The organism is Caballeronia zhejiangensis (assembly GCF_000698575.1).
In the GTDB taxonomy this organism is placed as follows: domain Bacteria; phylum Pseudomonadota; class Gammaproteobacteria; order Burkholderiales; family Burkholderiaceae; genus Caballeronia; species Caballeronia zhejiangensis.
Genome location: NZ_JFHD01000033.1, coordinates 17433 through 33407, shown reverse-complemented (window position 1 = coordinate 33407; position 15975 = coordinate 17433). Strand labels below are relative to the sequence as shown.

At 63.6% G+C, this 15975-nt stretch carries 13 protein-coding genes; 5 read left to right on the top strand and 8 right to left on the bottom strand.

The window, feature by feature from the left end; translation table 11 throughout:
• Positions 1 to 319: 319 nt before the first annotated feature.
• Together BG60_RS28465 and BG60_RS28460 are read left to right on the top strand one after the other, a co-directional pair.
• The gene (locus BG60_RS28465; protein ID WP_008349986.1) at positions 320 to 811 is read left to right on the top strand and encodes a hypothetical protein; all 492 of its coding nucleotides are present in this window, start codon (positions 320 to 322) and stop codon (positions 809 to 811) included.
• A gap of 235 nt (positions 812 to 1046) precedes the next feature.
• Positions 1047 to 1253, top strand: a complete 207-nt coding sequence (locus BG60_RS28460) for a dodecin (RefSeq protein WP_008349988.1) — start codon at positions 1047 to 1049, stop codon at positions 1251 to 1253.
• Positions 1254 to 1338: 85 nt separating this feature from the next.
• Here BG60_RS28460 and BG60_RS28455 read toward each other — a convergent pair whose 3' ends face one another.
• From BG60_RS28455 to BG60_RS28440, 4 genes are all read right to left on the bottom strand, one after another.
• A complete protein-coding gene (locus BG60_RS28455) occupies positions 1339 to 2424 on the bottom strand; it encodes a BMP family ABC transporter substrate-binding protein (RefSeq protein ID WP_008349990.1) in 1086 nt (361 codons plus the stop codon).
• Positions 2425 to 2536: 112 nt separating this feature from the next.
• Positions 2537 to 3466, bottom strand: coding sequence for an ABC transporter permease (locus tag BG60_RS28450; protein WP_008349992.1), 930 nt, complete (start codon positions 3464 to 3466; stop codon positions 2537 to 2539).
• A 16-nt stretch (positions 3467 to 3482) separates the two neighbouring features.
• Positions 3483 to 4589: an ABC transporter permease gene (locus BG60_RS28445; RefSeq protein ID WP_008349994.1), complete on the bottom strand. Its 1107-nt coding sequence runs from the start codon at positions 4587 to 4589 to the stop codon at positions 3483 to 3485.
• Between the two features lie 7 nt (positions 4590 to 4596).
• Entirely contained in the window at positions 4597 to 6171 is a 1575-nt protein-coding gene (locus BG60_RS28440) for an ABC transporter ATP-binding protein (protein ID WP_034473593.1), read from the bottom strand.
• 271 nt (positions 6172 to 6442) lie between these two features.
• Between BG60_RS28440 and BG60_RS28435 the strand changes: the two genes are divergently transcribed.
• Entirely contained in the window at positions 6443 to 7375 is a 933-nt protein-coding gene (locus BG60_RS28435) for a LysR substrate-binding domain-containing protein (protein ID WP_034473592.1), read from the top strand.
• A gap of 110 nt (positions 7376 to 7485) precedes the next feature.
• Here the strand turns inward: BG60_RS28435 and BG60_RS28430 are convergent, their stop codons facing one another.
• Positions 7486 to 8856 carry an 8-oxoguanine deaminase gene (locus tag BG60_RS28430; RefSeq protein WP_034473591.1) on the bottom strand — a complete coding sequence of 457 codons (1371 nt, stop codon included), beginning with the start codon at positions 8854 to 8856 and terminating at the stop codon, positions 7486 to 7488.
• Positions 8857 to 9319: 463 nt separating this feature from the next.
• Between BG60_RS28430 and uraH the strand changes: the two genes are divergently transcribed.
• Both uraH and BG60_RS28420 read left to right on the top strand, forming a co-directional pair.
• Positions 9320 to 9673 (top strand): hydroxyisourate hydrolase, encoded by a 354-nt coding sequence (uraH, locus tag BG60_RS28425; protein ID WP_034473589.1) that lies wholly within the window; start codon positions 9320 to 9322, stop codon positions 9671 to 9673.
• Positions 9674 to 9735: 62 nt separating this feature from the next.
• A complete protein-coding gene (locus BG60_RS28420) occupies positions 9736 to 10929 on the top strand; it encodes a urate hydroxylase PuuD (protein ID WP_008350004.1) in 1194 nt (397 codons plus the stop codon).
• Between the two features lie 65 nt (positions 10930 to 10994).
• Here BG60_RS28420 and ltaE read toward each other — a convergent pair whose 3' ends face one another.
• The 3 genes from ltaE to BG60_RS28405 form a co-directional block, all read right to left on the bottom strand.
• On the bottom strand, positions 10995 to 11999 hold the full coding sequence (gene ltaE, locus BG60_RS28415) for a low-specificity L-threonine aldolase (protein ID WP_034473587.1): 1005 nt from the start codon (positions 11997 to 11999) through the stop codon (positions 10995 to 10997).
• 126 nt (positions 12000 to 12125) lie between these two features.
• Positions 12126 to 14060, bottom strand: coding sequence for an alkyl/aryl-sulfatase (locus BG60_RS28410; protein WP_051996674.1), 1935 nt, complete (start codon positions 14058 to 14060; stop codon positions 12126 to 12128).
• Positions 14061 to 14078: 18 nt separating this feature from the next.
• Positions 14079 to 15791 carry a GMC family oxidoreductase gene (locus tag BG60_RS28405; RefSeq protein ID WP_034473584.1) on the bottom strand — a complete coding sequence of 571 codons (1713 nt, stop codon included), beginning with the start codon at positions 15789 to 15791 and terminating at the stop codon, positions 14079 to 14081.
• Positions 15792 to 15975: the final 184 nt, after the last annotated feature.

Genomic DNA, 15975 nt, shown 5'->3' with positions numbered 1-15975 from the left:
GGCAAACCCGCTCGCATCGCAGCGGAACCCGCACGGCGCGTGCGGGTCTGCCTGATTGGCCACCCTATCCCCTTGGTGCGTCCACCCGCTTTTTTCTTCATGAAAGCTGTTCGCGTGGGGTGCAGCAGGACTATTATTGAGATAGATGCTCTGAGGGAAGCCAAGCGGGCCGCCAAACGGTCGTCGGCACGAATCGTGCGCCAGGAAGGAGCAGCGGCTCTTGCCGTTGCTAAAAACGAATGGCCCGATTCACCGTGACCTAATCACATCGATGCGCTATAAAAGATCGACGTGCGGCGCGCAAGACGGGAGTGGCCGCATGAGGACGCTGCGTTTCTTGCAATTCTTTTTCAGGCGAGTTTTTATGTCCTTCCCGAAAAAGCGTAAGCGCGTGAAGGCTGATGGCGACGAGTCTTTTCTCGCCGTGCTTCGGCATTTCAAGCCATTTGGTCAGCTAGACACCAAGATCGCCAGGGCTCGCGCCCAGGATGAACCGGTGCTGTACGCACATGTGTTGCCGGGACTCGATGTCCTTCTGTGCAGCGTGCGAGGCGCCCAGCCGCCCTACCCGGCGATCGACGAGCTGCACAGGCGTTGTGTCGAATCCATCACCAACGCGCTCGAACAGCCGCTCGACGGACTTGAGAACGGCGGTTACTGGTACGAGGGAAACGGTTTCGGTTTCCTTGTATTCGCGAGCCGCGCCCGCGCCCAGATCCTGAGCGAATTCGGCGCGACGGTTTCGGCGCGCAGGCGTCGCGGCACGCGCCGTCAGGACGCAGGCGACGCCGCTTCGCGACCGCTGCGCTGATCCTGCGCGGACCTCCCTGGTTTCTGCCGATGCACGCGGGCCTCGCTGACGAGGCTCGTGCGCCGAGCGCGCTTCGCGCAAACCCCGACTACTCCCGCACGCGTTCCTGTCCTTTAATGGAAGCCACGCGCGAAAGCGTGATGGCGCGTGCCTTGCTGCATCGGTATTCGAAGCATCTTGCGACGCCACGCGTCGCATCGCTCTGACCGATCCACCACACTACAAGGAGAACACCATGTCGGAACACGTCTACAAGCAGATCGAACTGACCGGCTCGTCGCCGCAATCGAGCGATGACGCCGTGCGCGTCGCGCTCGAGAAGGCGTCGAAAACGCTGCGCAACATGCACTGGTTCGAAGTGGTGGAAACGCGCGGGCACATCGAGGACGGCAAGATCCTGCACTGGCAGGTGACGATCAAGGTGGGACTGCGTATCGATTGATGCGCGTGGCTCATCGCATGAAAAAACCGCGCTTCGTTTTGCAACGAAGCGCGGTTTTACATTGCGGCGAGCGAACGATGCGCGCTTACTTCGGCAGCGAGCCGTCCACGCCTTCGACGTACCAGTTGATGCGCTGCAGTTCCGGGTCGGTCAGCGTCTTGCCGGCCGGCACCTTCTCCGCGCCCGACTGATCCTTGATCGGACCGCTGAACACATCCCACTTGCCTGCGTGCAACTCGTCACGCTTCGCGGAGATCGCCTGCACGGCCTTCGCGGGAATCGCGCCGGTATTCAGGTCTTCAAGATCCACGGCCTTCTGCGGAATGCCGAGCCATACCGGATCGTTCTTCCACTTGCCGTCGATCACCTTCTGGATCACGTCGTTGTAATACACGCCCCAATGCGCGACGACCGAGCCCAAATGCGCGCTCGGGCCGAACTTCTTCATGTTCGAATCCCAGCCGAACGCGAAGACCTTCTTCTCGGCGGCGGTGTTGAGCGTCGCGTTCGAATCGGTGTTCTGCAGCAGGACGTCGGCACCCTGGCCGATCAGCGTTTCGGCTGCCTGCTTTTCCTTGCCCGGATCGAACCAGCTATTGATCCAGATGACCTTCGTGTGGACCTTCGGGTTCACGGAGCGCGCGCCCATTGTGTACGCGTTGATGTTGCGCACCACTTCCGGGATCGGCACCGACGCGACGAAGCCGAGCGTGTTCGTCTTCGTCACGTAGCCCGCGGCGACGCCCGCGAGATACGCGCCCTGATACATGCGCACGTCATACGTGCCGAAGTTCTTCGCCTTCTTGAAGCCGGTGGCCGTCAGGAAAATGGTGTCCGGAAAATCCTTCGCGACCTTCAGCGCGAAATCCTGATAGCCGAAGCTCGTCGCGAAGATGACCTTGTTGCCCTTGTTCGCGAGATCGCGGAACACGCGTTCCGAGTCCGCCGATTCCGGCACGTTCTCGACGCGCGTGATCTTGATCTTGCTGCCGTACTTCGCTTCGGCCTCCTTGCTGCCGGCGTCGTGCGCGAAGGTCCAGCCTGCATCGCCCGGATTGCCGAGATAGACGAACGCGACGCCCGGCGCATCCGCCGCCTGCGCGCTCAAGGCCGCGACGGTGGCGGACAGTGCGACCGTAGCGGTGATCGCCTTCAGCCATGGTTTATTCATTGTGATTCTCCTGGTCGATGTTGTGTGTCAAACGAATTGCTTTGGCCCGCATCAGTGTGGTCGGTCAAAAATGAGAACGGAACCGCGATGCTGCGCGCGAACAACAGCGGCATCAACTCGCCGCGAAGAACGGCTTGCCGAGCGATGCGGGCGCGTTGAGCCTGATCGTGTTCGGGTTACGCGAGATGAGCACGAGCACGACGATCGTCGCGATATACGGCAGCATCGCGAGAAATTGCGTCGGCACCGGGACGCCGATCGCCTGCGCGTAGAACTGCAGCGCCATCACCGCGCCGAACAGCAACGCGCCGATGAGCAGCCGGCCCGGGCGCCACGTCGCGAACACGACGAGCGCGAGCGCGATCCAGCCGCGCCCCGACGTCAGTTGCTCCTGCCAGACGTGCAGATAGACGATCGAGTAATAGCCGCCCGCGATGCCGGCCATCGCGCCGCCGAAGAGCGTCGCGCCGTAGCGCACGCCGACGACCGGAAAGCCGACCGAATGCGCGACCGCCGGCGATTCGCCGACCGAGCGCAGCACGAGCCCCGCCCGCGTCTTGTAGAGGAACCAGCCGATCACCGCGAACATGATGAACGCGAGATAGCCGAGCGGCGTGAGCGAGAAGATCGCCGGGCCGAGCACCGGAATGCTCGACAGCCCGGGAATCGGCATCACGTCGATGGTCGAGCGCACCGCCGCCGACGTATAGGGCTTGCCGACATACGCCGAAAAGCCGATGCCGAAGATGGTCAGCGAGAGGCCCGTCGCGACCTGATTCGCGAGCATCGTGATGGTGAGAAAGCCGAAGAGCAGCGCCATCGCGAGCCCGGCGAACACCGACGCGACGATGCCGAGCCACGGGCTGCCCGTGATCGCGGTGACGGCGTAGCCGGTGACGGCGCCCATCAGCATCATGCCTTCGACGCCGAGATTCAGTACGCCGGATTTTTCCGCGACGAGTTCGCCCGCGCCCGCGTACATCAGCGGGATGGCGGCGATCACGGCGCTCGAAGCGAGATTGCTGGCTTGATTGATGTCCATGTTTCTCTCGACCTCGTTAAGCGGCGTGATGTGCAGGCGTCCTGCGCTTGATGCGGAAATTCACGAACAGATCGCAACCGAGCAGGCAGAACAGCAGCAAGCCCTGAAACACGCCCGCGAGCGCCTGCGGCAATTGCAGCGACGTCTGCACCGCTTCGCCGCCGAGATAAAGCAGCGCCATCAGCAGACTGGCGAGCACGATGCCGACCGGATGCAGACGCCCCACGAACACGACGATGATCGCCGTGAAGCCGTAGCCCGGCGACCAGCCCGCCTGAAGCTGGCCGATCGGACCGGCCACTTCGCCCATGCCCGCGAGACCCGCGAGGCCGCCGGAAAGCAGGAGCGAGGTCCAGATCGTCTTCTTGTCGGAGAACCCGGCGTAGCGCGCGGCGAGCGGCGCGAGACCGCCTACGTTCATCCGGAAGCCCGCGAAGCTCTTGCGCATGAAGAGCCACACGCAGGGAATCGCGATCGCCGTCAGAAACACCGACGCGTTGATGCGCGTGCCCTTCAGCCATGTCCAGTGCCAGTCGCCGTAGAGACGCGGGAAGAGCGCGTCGTCGCCGAACATCGCCGAGATCGGGAAGTTCATGCCTTCCGGATCGCGCCACGGACCGCTCACGAGATAGATGAGCAACTGCGTCGCGACGTAGGTGAGCATCAGGCTCGTCAGGATTTCGTTCGTGTTGAAGCGGCTCTTGAGCAGCGCGGGAATGCCCGCCCACACCATTCCGCCGACGATGCCGCCCACCATCATCAGCGGCAGCGTCCACCAGCCGGAAGCATCGCCGACATGGACGGCGATGCCGCCCGCGACGATGCCGCCGAGCAGCATCTGCCCTTCCGCGCCGATGTTCCACACGTTCGCGCGATAGCCGACCGCGAGTCCGAGCCCGATCAGGCACAGCGGCGACGCCTTGAGCACGAGCTCCGACCAGCCGTTGATGCTGGAGAGCGGCTCGATGAAGAACGCATGCATCGCGCGCAGCGGATCCTGTCCGACGAGGCTGAAAATCAGAAAGCCGATGACGAGCGTCGCCACGGCGGCGACCACCGGCACCGCGAGCTGCATGACGCGCGAGGGCGCCGGACGCGCTTCGAGTCGATAAGGGAAGATCATCGTTCTTTTAGTGCTTCTGAAGAGAGTCGGATTCGACGGCGGACGCGGGCTTGCCTTCGAAGAGGCCGGCCATGAAGAGGCCGATCTCCTCCGCATTGGTTTCGCTCGTCTTGCGCACCGGCGAGAGCTTGCCGCGCGCGATGACGGCGAGCCGGTCGCAGATATCGAAGAGTTCTTCCAGTTCTTCCGAAATCACGAGAATCGCGACGCCGCGCGCGGACAGATCGAGCAGTTGCTGGCGGATGAAACCCGCCGCGCCGACATCGACGCCCCAAGTCGGCTGCGCGACCACGAGCACTTTCGGCTCCTGAAGAATCTCGCGTCCGACGATGAATTTCTGCAAGTTGCCGCCGGAGAGACTTTGCGCGAGCGCATCGCTGCCGCCGCAACGCACGTCGAACGACTTGATGCAGCGTTCCGCGAATGCCTTGACCGTGCCCGCCTTGATCCAGCCGCCGCGCACCATGTTTTCGCGATGCGCGGTGAGCAGGCCGTTATCGGCGAGCGACATCGCCGGGACCGCGCCGCGGCCGAGCCGCTCCTCCGGCACGAACGCGAAGCCGAGCCGCCGGCGGCCGCCCGCGGTGAGACGCGCGGCGGGCTTGCCGCAGATCGACACGGCATCGGCGGCGACGTGTTTATCGCGGATTTCGCCCGACAGCGCCGCGAGCAACTCCGCCTGTCCGTTCCCCGACACGCCCGCGATCCCGAAAATCTCGCCCGCGTGCACCCCGAACGAGACGTTGTCGAGCGACGTGCCGAACGGGTCCGGACTCGCGACCGACAGATTTTTCACCGCAAGGCGCACGTCGCCGGGATTGTGTTCGCGGCGCGTGTAGTCGGGCAGCGAATGGCCCACCATCAGTTGCGCGAGCGACGCATGCGTCTCCTTGCGCGGATCGACGTTGCCGGTCACGCGACCGCCGCGCATCACGGTGGCGTTTTCGCACAGCGACTGTATTTCGTCGAGCTTGTGACTGATATAGAGAATGCTGCAGCCCTCGGACGCGAGGCGGCGCAGCACCTTGAAAAGCTTCTGCACGGCTTGCGGCGTAAGGACGGACGTCGGCTCGTCCATGATGAGCAGCCGCGGATTCTGCAGCAGGCATCGCACGATCTCGACGCGCTGCCGTTCGCCGACGGTCAGGCTGTGGACGTGGCGCTGCGGATCGACATCGAGGCCATAGTCCTTCGACACATCGCGGATGCGCTTGCCGAGCGCCTTCATGTCGAACTTTTCGTCGAGCGCGAGCGCGATGTTTTCGGCGACGGTCAGCGTCTCGAACAGCGAAAAGTGCTGAAAGACCATGCCGATGCCGAGCTTGCGCGCGGCGGCCGGGCTGCCGATCTCGACCGCCTCGCCCTGCCAGCGGATCTCGCCTTCATCCGGGCGCACCGCCCCGTAGATGATTTTCATCAGCGTGGATTTGCCCGCGCCGTTCTCGCCGAGCACGGCGTGGATTTCGCCCGGCATGACGACGAGATTCACGCCGTCGTTCGCCTTGACCGACGGATACTGCTTGCTGATACCGGACAACGCCAGGCGCGGTGGCGTCGTCGACGTGGAGATGGCGTCGCCCATTGAGATCCAGAGATGCGCCCGGCCACCGAGCAGGCCGGGCTGGAAAAAGTTACCGCTCGAGAGCGCAAGACAGCGTGATGTCGCACGAACTCATATCGCGGGCAGAATTTACAGAAATCGAGACGCTAAGTCGATAACTCAAAATTATGTGTTGCGCCGCGCAAACCCAGTCATCGCGGGTAACTCACATCTTGACGAATTTTTTGCAACATATTAAAAACGATATGTCGCACCCCTGCGTCGATCAGCCAGAACATATAGTGGAGATAACATGAGTCAGCAACGCGAGGCGATCGATACTTACTTATTGCGCGTCTTGCATACCCTCCTGATGGAACGCAGCGTGACGCGTGCGGCCGTCAAGCTCAATCAGTCGCAACCCGCCATCAGCGCTGCCTTGCGGCGCTTGCGCGACATCACCGGCGACCCGCTTCTCGTGCGCGGCAAGTCCGGCATGGTGCCGACCGAATATGGCCTGCGCCTGCTCGAACCGACGCAGAACGCGCTGCGTGAAATCGAGCGCATCAAGGTTCAGCAGCATAATTTCGACCCGTCCACTTCGGTGCGGTGCTATCGGATCGGCTGTCCGGATTATCTGAACGTGCTGTTCGTGCCGACTGTCGTCGAGCGCTTCAGGCAGGCCGCGCCCAACGCCACGCTCGAATTTCATTCGCTCGGTCCGGCGTTCGATTACGAACTCGCGCTGGAGGACGGCAAACTCGATATCGTCGTCGGCAACTGGCCGGAGCCGCCCGAGCAGTTGCATCTTTCCAATCTGTTCGTCGACAAGATCGTGTGTCTCGTCAGCAATACGCATCCTTTCGCGAAGCGCGGCGGGCTTACGCTCGATCAGTACCTGAACGCGCCGCATCTCGCGCCGACGCCCTATTCCGTCGGGCAGCGCGGCGCGATCGACGTGCATCTCGCGCGGGAACGGTTGAAGCGTCATGTCGTCGTTACGTTGCCGTACTTCAATCTCGCGCCTTACGTGTTGATCAAGTCGGATCTCGTGTTTACGACGACGCGGCTGTTCGCGGACCATTACGCGCGGTTCTTGCCGCTGGCAGTCGTGCCCGCGCCGCTCGATTTTCCGCCGATGCAGTATTACCAGTTGTGGCATGAGCGGTGTCATTATTCGGATGAAGTGCGATGGTTGCGGGGGCTCGTCGCCGAGGCGACGCGGTCGTTGATCGATCAGTCTTAACGCTTTCCTTGCTCGTTCGTGAAAGCTGTGTTCGCGTCGGTCTATTAGCGTTGCCCCTGTGCGAATGGACCAACACGAACACTGGTTTCACGCAACGCCCCCAAGAAAGATCAAGAGCCCGAAGAAGAAGCCTGAACCAAGTCCCGCGCCAGACGATTGTGGCGCTCCACGACCGCGCCTAGATCCACCGTCGCAAGCACCCCATCCTTCACCACGATCTTCCCGTCGATAACACTGGTCGACACCTGCGACGGAGCACAGAACACCAACGCAGCGACAGGATCAGAAAGCCCCCCGGCAAACGCGACCTGCGAGAGGTCGAAGGACACAAAATCCGCCGCCATGCCCGGCGCAAGCGCCCCGATATCATCGCGATTGAGCACCCTCGCGCCCCCGAGCGTCGCAATTTCCAGCGCCTCGCGCGCAGTCATCGCATCCGGCCCGAACCCAACGCGTTGCAGGAGCAAAGCCTGCCGCACTTCCGCGACCATCTGCGCGCCATCGTTCGACGCCGACCCATCCACGCCGATACCCACCGGCACGCCCGCATCGCGCATCGCGCGAATCGGCGCGATCCCGGACGCGAGCCGCATGTTCGAGCACGGGCAATGCGCGACACCCGTCCCTGTGCGCGCAAAAAGCTCGATGCCCGCCTTGTCGAGCTGCACGCAGTGCGCGTGCCACACGTCATGCCCGACCCAGCCGAGATCCTCCGCATATTCCGCCGGCGTCATGCCGAATTTCTCGCGGCTATACGCGACGTCGTTCACGTTCTCGGCCAGATGCGTGTGCAGCGACACGCCGTATTCGCGCGCGAGCAGCGCCGCATCGCGCATCAATTCGCGGCTCACCGAAAACGGCGAACAAGGCGCGACCACCACGCGCAGCATCGCGTAACGGCCTTCGTCGTGATACGTCTCGATCAGGCGTTGCGAGTCCTTCAGAATCGCATCCTCCTTTTCGACGACCGAATCGGGCGGCAAGCCGCCATCCTTTTGTCCGACGCTCATGCTCCCGCGCGCCGCGTGAAACCGCATGCCGATCTCGCGCGCCGCCGCGATGCTGTCGTCGAGCCGGCTGCCGTTCGGATAGATATACAAATGATCGCTCGACGTCGTGCATCCGGACAGCAGCAGTTCGGCCATCGCGGTCTGGGTCGAGACATGGATCATTTCGGGCGTCAGATGCGCCCAGATCCTGTAGAGATTCGTGAGCCAGCCGAAAAGCTCGGCGTTCTGCGCGGCGGGAATCGCGCGCGTGAGGCTCTGATACATGTGATGGTGCGTGTTGACGAGGCCCGGAATCACGAGATGACCGCGCATGTCGAGTACGTCGTCGGCGGATTGCGGAAGTTCGCTCGTCGGCCCGACCTGCACGATGCGATTGCCCTCGATATACATGCCGCCATCGGCGATTTCGCGGCGCGCTTCGTCCATCGTGACGAGCATGTGGGCGTTCTTGACCAGAAGACTGCGTGGCATAAGCTAACTCTCTCCAGAGACAGTTGGGAAACCAGTGAAAAGCCCCGGTTACCCAGCGTCTGCCGCCGTCTTCGGGACGCGGCAAATATCCATGGATATTGCGCGCACCGCTACTGTCCGCAGCCAAAAAATCGGACGCAATCAAGCGGCAGTCATAGTCATCTTCACGGCGGCAATATATTTCCGATTATTGGCGCGGGTAGCATCGGCAAAAAGCGATTCCGAGCGCGTGCGTCTTGCTTACGCGACGCTGTCATGCGTCAGGCATTATCTTTCCTATCGCGGCCGCACAGCGCGTCTCGAATTCCTACAATGCTGTACACGGCGCGCATCTGAAACGCCGACGGGTATGTAGCCACTGACGTGGAGCCTCGATCCGCCGCAGACGCACCTCGAGTAATCAGGTGCCGAATTTCGGATCGATGCGCAAAGCCGGATCTCGCACAACTCAAGGAAACTGCGAATGGGCAAGCTCACTACCCACGTCCTCGACACCGCGCACGGCCGCCCGGGCGCGAACCTCAAAGTCGAGCTGTTCGCGCTCAACGGCGACGCCCGCCGCGCGATCAGGACCATCCACACGAACGACGACGGCCGCGCCGATGCGCCGCTGCTCGAAGGCGCCGACTTCGAAACCGGCGAATACGAACTCGTGTTCCACGCAGGCGACTACTTCGCCGCGCTCGGCGTGAAAGTGCCCGAGCCGCGCTTCGTCGATCGCGTCGTGCTGCGCTTCGGCATCGCGGATGCTTCGTCGCACTATCACGTTCCGCTGCTCGTGTCGCCGTGGGCGTACAGCACCTATCGCGGAAGCTGAGCGGCAGCCAAAACATCGCTTGAACCCCACAAGCACATAACGAATCGGTAGTGGAGGAGTACATGGAAGGCTTTGTCACCGACTGGCTCAATCTCGTATTGCGCTGTCTGCACGTCATCGTCGCGATCGCGTGGATCGGCGAATCGTTCTATTTCGTCGCGCTGGACAACAGTTTGAAACCGCCAACCGACCCGAACGCGCGCCGACGCGGCGTGTTCGGCGATTTCTGGCACGTTCACGGCGGCGGTTTCTATCACATGCAGAAGTATTCCGTCGCGCCGCAGGACATGCCGGAAAACCTGCACTGGTCGTTCTGGCCGTCGTACACGACGTGGATGTCGGGCTTCGGCCTCTTCTTCGTGCTGTATCTGATGGCGCCGAGCACGTATCTCATCGACAAGAGCGTGCTCGACATGGGTCCGGTGGTCGCCGTATCGGCCGCGCTCGGCTTTTTGATGGCCGGCTGGATCGTGTACGACACGCTGTGCCGCGTGCTCGGCACCAACGACAAGCTGCTCGGCATCTGCGTCGGCATCTATGTGCTGATCGCTGCGTTCATCGCGTGCCATGTGTTCGCGGGCCGCGCGGCGTATCTGATCACCGGCGCGATGATCGCGACGATCATGTCGGCGAACGTGTTCTTCGTGATCATTCCGGGCCAGCGCAAGATGGTCGCCGCGATGCTCAAGGGCGAAACGCCGAACGCGATCTACGGCAAGCGCGGCAAGCAGCGCTCCGTGCACAACACGTACTTCACGTTGCCGGTGGTGTTCGCGATGCTGTCGAACCACTACGCGATGACCTACACGCACAAGTACAACTGGCTGATCCTCGTGCTCATCATGCTGGCGGGCGCGCTGATTCGCCAGTTCTTCGTGATGCGCCATCGCGGCCAGGTGCTGTGGTACATGCCGGTCGCGGGTCTCGTGCTGGTGCTCGGCGCGTTCGCATGGACGATGCCCGCACCTTCGGTGCCCGTCGCCCAGGCCGCAGGCGCGCCGACGATCAAGGTCTCCGACATTCAGCCGATCATCCAGCAGCGTTGCGCGACGTGCCACTCCGCGCATCCGACGATGATGGGCAGCGCACCCGCCGGCGTCCTGCTCGATACGCCCGCGGAAATCAAGCAGAATGCGCAGCGCGTGCATCAGCAGGCCGTGACGCTGAAGGCGATGCCGCTCGGCAACGTCACGCAAATGACGGATGCGGAGCGTCAGAAGGTGGCGGCGTGGTTTGCAGGCGGCGCTGTCGAATAAGCTTGCCGCTGCGCGCAATGAAATGCCCCGCTTCGTTCGGAAGCGGGGCATTTTTCATTCGACCTTCAACGTGCGAAGTAATCCTTCACCGCGCGAACGACCGTGTCGATATCGGCGCGCGACACATCGCGATGCGTGACGAAGCGCGACGCATAGAGCATCTGCGTGAGGATGCCGCGCTCCTTCAGAAAGGCTTCGAGCCGCGCGCAATGCGCCTCGGGAATCTGCGCGAAGACCATGTTCGTCGCGTGCGACTGAATCTTGATGCCATCGATCTGTGCGAGGCCGGCGGCGAGATGCGCGGCGTTGTCGTGGTCTTGCGCGAGGCCATCGACGTGATGATCGAGCGCATACAGACACGCCGCCGCCAGCACGCCCGACTGGCGCATGCCGCCGCCGAGCACCTTGCGCCAGCGGCTCGCGACATCGATCAATGCCTTCGATCCGACCAGCACCGAACCGACCGGCGCGCCCAGCCCCTTCGAGAAGCAGACGGAAACCGAGTCGAACGGCGCGCACAGTTCGCCAACTGGTTTGTCCGATGCCATCGCCGCATTGAATACGCGCGCGCCGTCGAGATGCGTCGACAGACCGCGACTGCGCGCGAGTTGCGTCGCCTCCGCGACATAAGACGCCGGCAGCACCTTCCCGCCGATGGTGTTTTCGAGCGCGAGCAGACGCGTGCGCGCGAAGTGATTGTCGATCGGCTTGATCGCCGCCGCGATCGTGTCGAGCGGCAAGGCGCCGTCGGGCGCGTTTTCGATCGGCTGCGGCTGGATGCTGCCGAGCACCGCCGCGCCGCCGCCTTCGTACTTGTACGTGTGCGCCTGCTGGCCGACGATGTATTCGTCGCCGCGCGCGCAATGCGCCATCAACGCCGCGAGGTTGCTCTGCGTGCCGCTCGGAAAGAACAGGCCCGCTTCCTTGCCCGTGCGCTCCGCGAGCCTGCCTTGCAATTCGATGACGGTCGGATCGTCGCCCCAGACATCGTCGCCGACTTTGGCCGCGGTCATCGCGGCGAGCATCGGCTGACTGGGACGGGTGACGGTGTCGCTGCGAAGATCGATCATGCGTGGTTCCTTGTTTCAGGCTCGTCTGGGCCGACTATCTTAGCCGTTCGATAAAGAGCGCGCCCCGAAACGCGAAAGGCCGGCGCGCCCGCACCGGCCTTTCGATACGCGATAACGACGCGCCGCTTACGGTTCCACGACGTTGAAGTCGTTGTCGACCTGTTCGAGCGCGCCGAGCAGCGACTTGAACGCGTCGAGATCGCCCGTGACGCGGATCTGACCTTCGCGCAGTGCGCCCGCGAAGCCGGTTTCGCCGCAGAGGATCAGATTCAGCGTCTCGCGCGTCATGTCGATCTGCGCGTGCGGCGGCAACGCACACGGCAGCGCGGACCACGTCAGCGCGCCGTGCTGCAGATTCACGGAGAAGCGCTTGTCGACATCGCTGAAACGCCAGTCGAAGCGCGCAGTCAGATTCTGTGCCTTCAGCCCGTCGATACGCACCGCCAGATAGTCGAAGAACATGTCTTCGGTGATCGCGCACACCATGTCGCGGCTGCGGCTCGCGAACTGCGTCGCCGCGCGATGCCCTTCCCGCAACTCGCGCGCACCCAGAAGGAACGCATTGCGCCACGTCGCCGATTCGGCCTGATAGCCCATCTGCTCCAGCGCCGCCGCGCCCAGTGCGCGCGCTTCGAGCAACTGCGGCTGCGCGAACACGAGATGATTCATCACCTGAGCGACCCAGCGATATTCGCCCTTGCCGAAATCCCGGCGCGCGCGTTCGAGCACCGCATCCGCGCCGCCCATGTACTCGACGTAGCGCGGCGCCGCCAGTTCCGGCGGCAGCGCGTGCAGATTCGACGGATTGCCGTCGTACCAGCTCAGATACTGCTGATAGATCGCTTTCACGTTGTGCGACACCGTGCCGTAATAGCCGCGCGCGTGCCACAGCGCGTGAAGCGAATCGGGAAGGCGCATGACCTCCGCGATCTCGGCCGCGTTCATGCCGCGATTCATCATGCGTACGGTCTGATCGTGCAGATACTTGTATAGATCGCGCTGTGCTTCGAGATATCCGGCGATACGCTCGCGGCCCCAAGTCGGCCAGTTGTGCTGCGCGAACACGACATCCGCGTGGCGTCCGAAGCGCTCCAGCGACTCGCCCAGATAGCGCGCCCAGCGTTGCGCATTGCGCACGTTCGCGCCGCGCAGCGGACACAGATTGTGCAGCGAGCGCGTGCCGTTCTCCGCGAGATTGAGCGCGCGCTCCTGCGGGAAGTAGAAATGCATTTCGGCGGGCGCTTCGCTTTCCGGCGTCAGCTGGAAAACGATCTCGACGCCGTCGATGACATGCGTCTCCAGCGGCTCCCGAATGAGCTGCGTCGGCGGAATCAGCGTGATCGTGCCGCGCGGCATGGTCTTGCCCATGCCGGCATCGATCTGGCAGCACGCGTTGCGCGCGAGCGTGTGGCCGAACTGGAACTGCGCGCGGCGCGCCATCGCCGGGCCGGCCATCACGTTTTCCGACACCGCCTCTTCCATGAACCCGGCCGGCGCGATGATCGCCGTGCGCCCGGCCTGCACATCCGCGTCATTCGTGACGCCGCGCACGCCGCCGAAATGATCCGCGTGGCTATGGCTGTAGATGACGGCCACGACCGGACGCTTCGGCCGATGCGCGCAATAGAGCGCGAGCGCGGCCTCGGCGGTTTCCTTGCATGTCAGCGGATCGATGACGATGAGCCCGCTGTCGCCCTCGATGAACGTGACGTTCGAGACGTCGAAACCCCGCACCTGATAAATGCGCTCCGTCACCTTGAAAAGGCCGTGCAGCGAATTGATGCGGGCGTGACGCCACAGCGACGGATGCGCGGTGTCGGGCGCCTCGGGCTCGTTCAGAAACGCGTAGTCCGCGAGGCTCCAGACGAGCTGGCCATATGCGCCGCGCACCTCGGCGTCCGGCACCGTGCCGATGAATCCGCGCCGCGCGTCCGCTTCCTCCTCGGGATCGTCGGGAGGCAGTTCGTGCAGCGCGCGCTCGTGCGCCGCGCGCGTCGCCGCGGTCGCCGGCAGCGACGGCGGATAAGGTTTCGGCAGCGCCTGTGTGTCACCGTTTTGCATGCGATGTTCCCCGCTGAATTAGATTGCCTCGACGCGCGTCTCGGTGGAGACGGCGGCACGAATGAGATCCGCGGCCTTCTCCGCGATCATGATGGTCGGCGCGTTCGTGTTGCCGCCGATGATCGTCGGCATGACCGAGGCGTCGGCCACGCGCAGACCATCGATGCCGCGCACGCGCAGGTCGGGGTCGACGACCGCGAGTTCATCGACGCCCATCTTGCATGTCCCGACCGGATGAAAGAGCGTGTCCGCATGCTGGCGGATGTAAGCGCGAATGGCGCGCTCATCGCCCTCGCCGGGGCCGAAATCGTCGGTCATGAGCTCGCGCCCGCCCGCTTGCGCAAGCGCGGGCTGCGAGAAAATCCGGCGAATGAGCCGCACGCCGGTCACGAGGTTGTCCATGTCGGATTCCACGCTCAGATAGCGCGGATCGATGAGCGGCGCGTCGCGCATGTCGCGCGACTTGAGGCGAAGCACGCCACGGCTTTTCGGGCGCAGGTTGGTCGCGTGACAGCTGTATCCCGGCGGCGCTTTCCTGCCCGCGCCGTCGCCACGGCTGCCCACGAGCGCGAGAATGAACGCGAACTGCAGATCGGGTTCCGCGAGCCCTTCGCGGCTGCGCGTGAAGCCGCCCGCCTCGATGATGTTCGATGCGAACATGCCTGTGCGGTCGCGCCTGTAGCGCATCAGCTCCGGAATCATGCGCGCGATGTTGCGCCACGAGTAGCCGTAGAGATCGGCGGTCGGCACGGCCTTCTTGATCGTGATGTCGATGTGATCCTGCAGGTTCTCGCCGACGCCCGGCAGATCGTGCACGACATCGATACCCATCTCGCGCAGATGCGCGGCCGGGCCGATTCCCGATGCCAGAAGCAGTTGCGGCGAATTGAACGCGCCCGCGCACACGATGACCTCGCGACGCGCACGCAGGCTGCGCTCGACGCCATCGCGCACGACGCGCACGCCGGTCGCCCGCTTGCCGTCGAACTCAATGCGCAGCGCGATCGTGCCGGTCATCACCGAGAGCGAGTCGCGGCCGCCGCAGAGCGATGCATCGGCTGCGTCGCCGCGATGCAGATACGCGCGCGCGGTGTTCCAGCGCTCGCCGTTGTACTGCGTGACCTGATATAGCCCGACGCCTTCCTGATGCTGTCCGTTGAAATCGTGATTGAGCCGCATGCCCGCCTGCAACGCGGCGTCGATGAAGCGCTGGCTGAACGGATTGAGCGTGCGCTGATCGCAGACGTGCAGCGGGCCTTGCGCGCCGTGGAAGGCGTCGTCGAGACCATTGCGGATCCGGCCGTTCGACTCGGCCTTGCGGAAGTACGGAAGGACTTCTTCGTAGCTCCAGCCGCGGCATCCGAGTTGCGCCCATCGATCGTAATCGTTGCGATGACCGCGGACATACAGCATGCCGTTGATCGACGAGCTGCCGCCGAGTCCGCGGCCGCGCGGCTGAAACGACACCCGGTTGTTCAGCGACGGTTGCGGCAGCGTGTGATAACCGTAGTTGCGCACATTTTCCTTCACCGCCAGCTTCGCCACGCCGACGGGCGCCCACACCGTGTAGTGATGATCGTCCGGGCCGGTCTCCAGCAATGCGACCGTGACCCCTTGCTGGTCGGCAAGGCGGCTCGCGACCGCGCATCCCGCCGATCCTGCCCCGACCACTATGTAGTCATACTGATCGTTACCGCTTACGCTCGCGCGCCTCCTGGCCGAATCGCTCATGCTGTCTCCGTATTTATTAGTGCGGCACCGGACGGTCCCGAGGCGGACGCTGGCCGGATGCAAGCCGTCCGTCAAGGGTAAGGGGCGGGTCTGTCCCGTTCAACGGAGATTTCGGGTGGGAAGGCGGCGATATCGGGTGGTGTGGGCGGCGCTGTGACGAAAAAAAAGACCGGAGGTGCGTTCC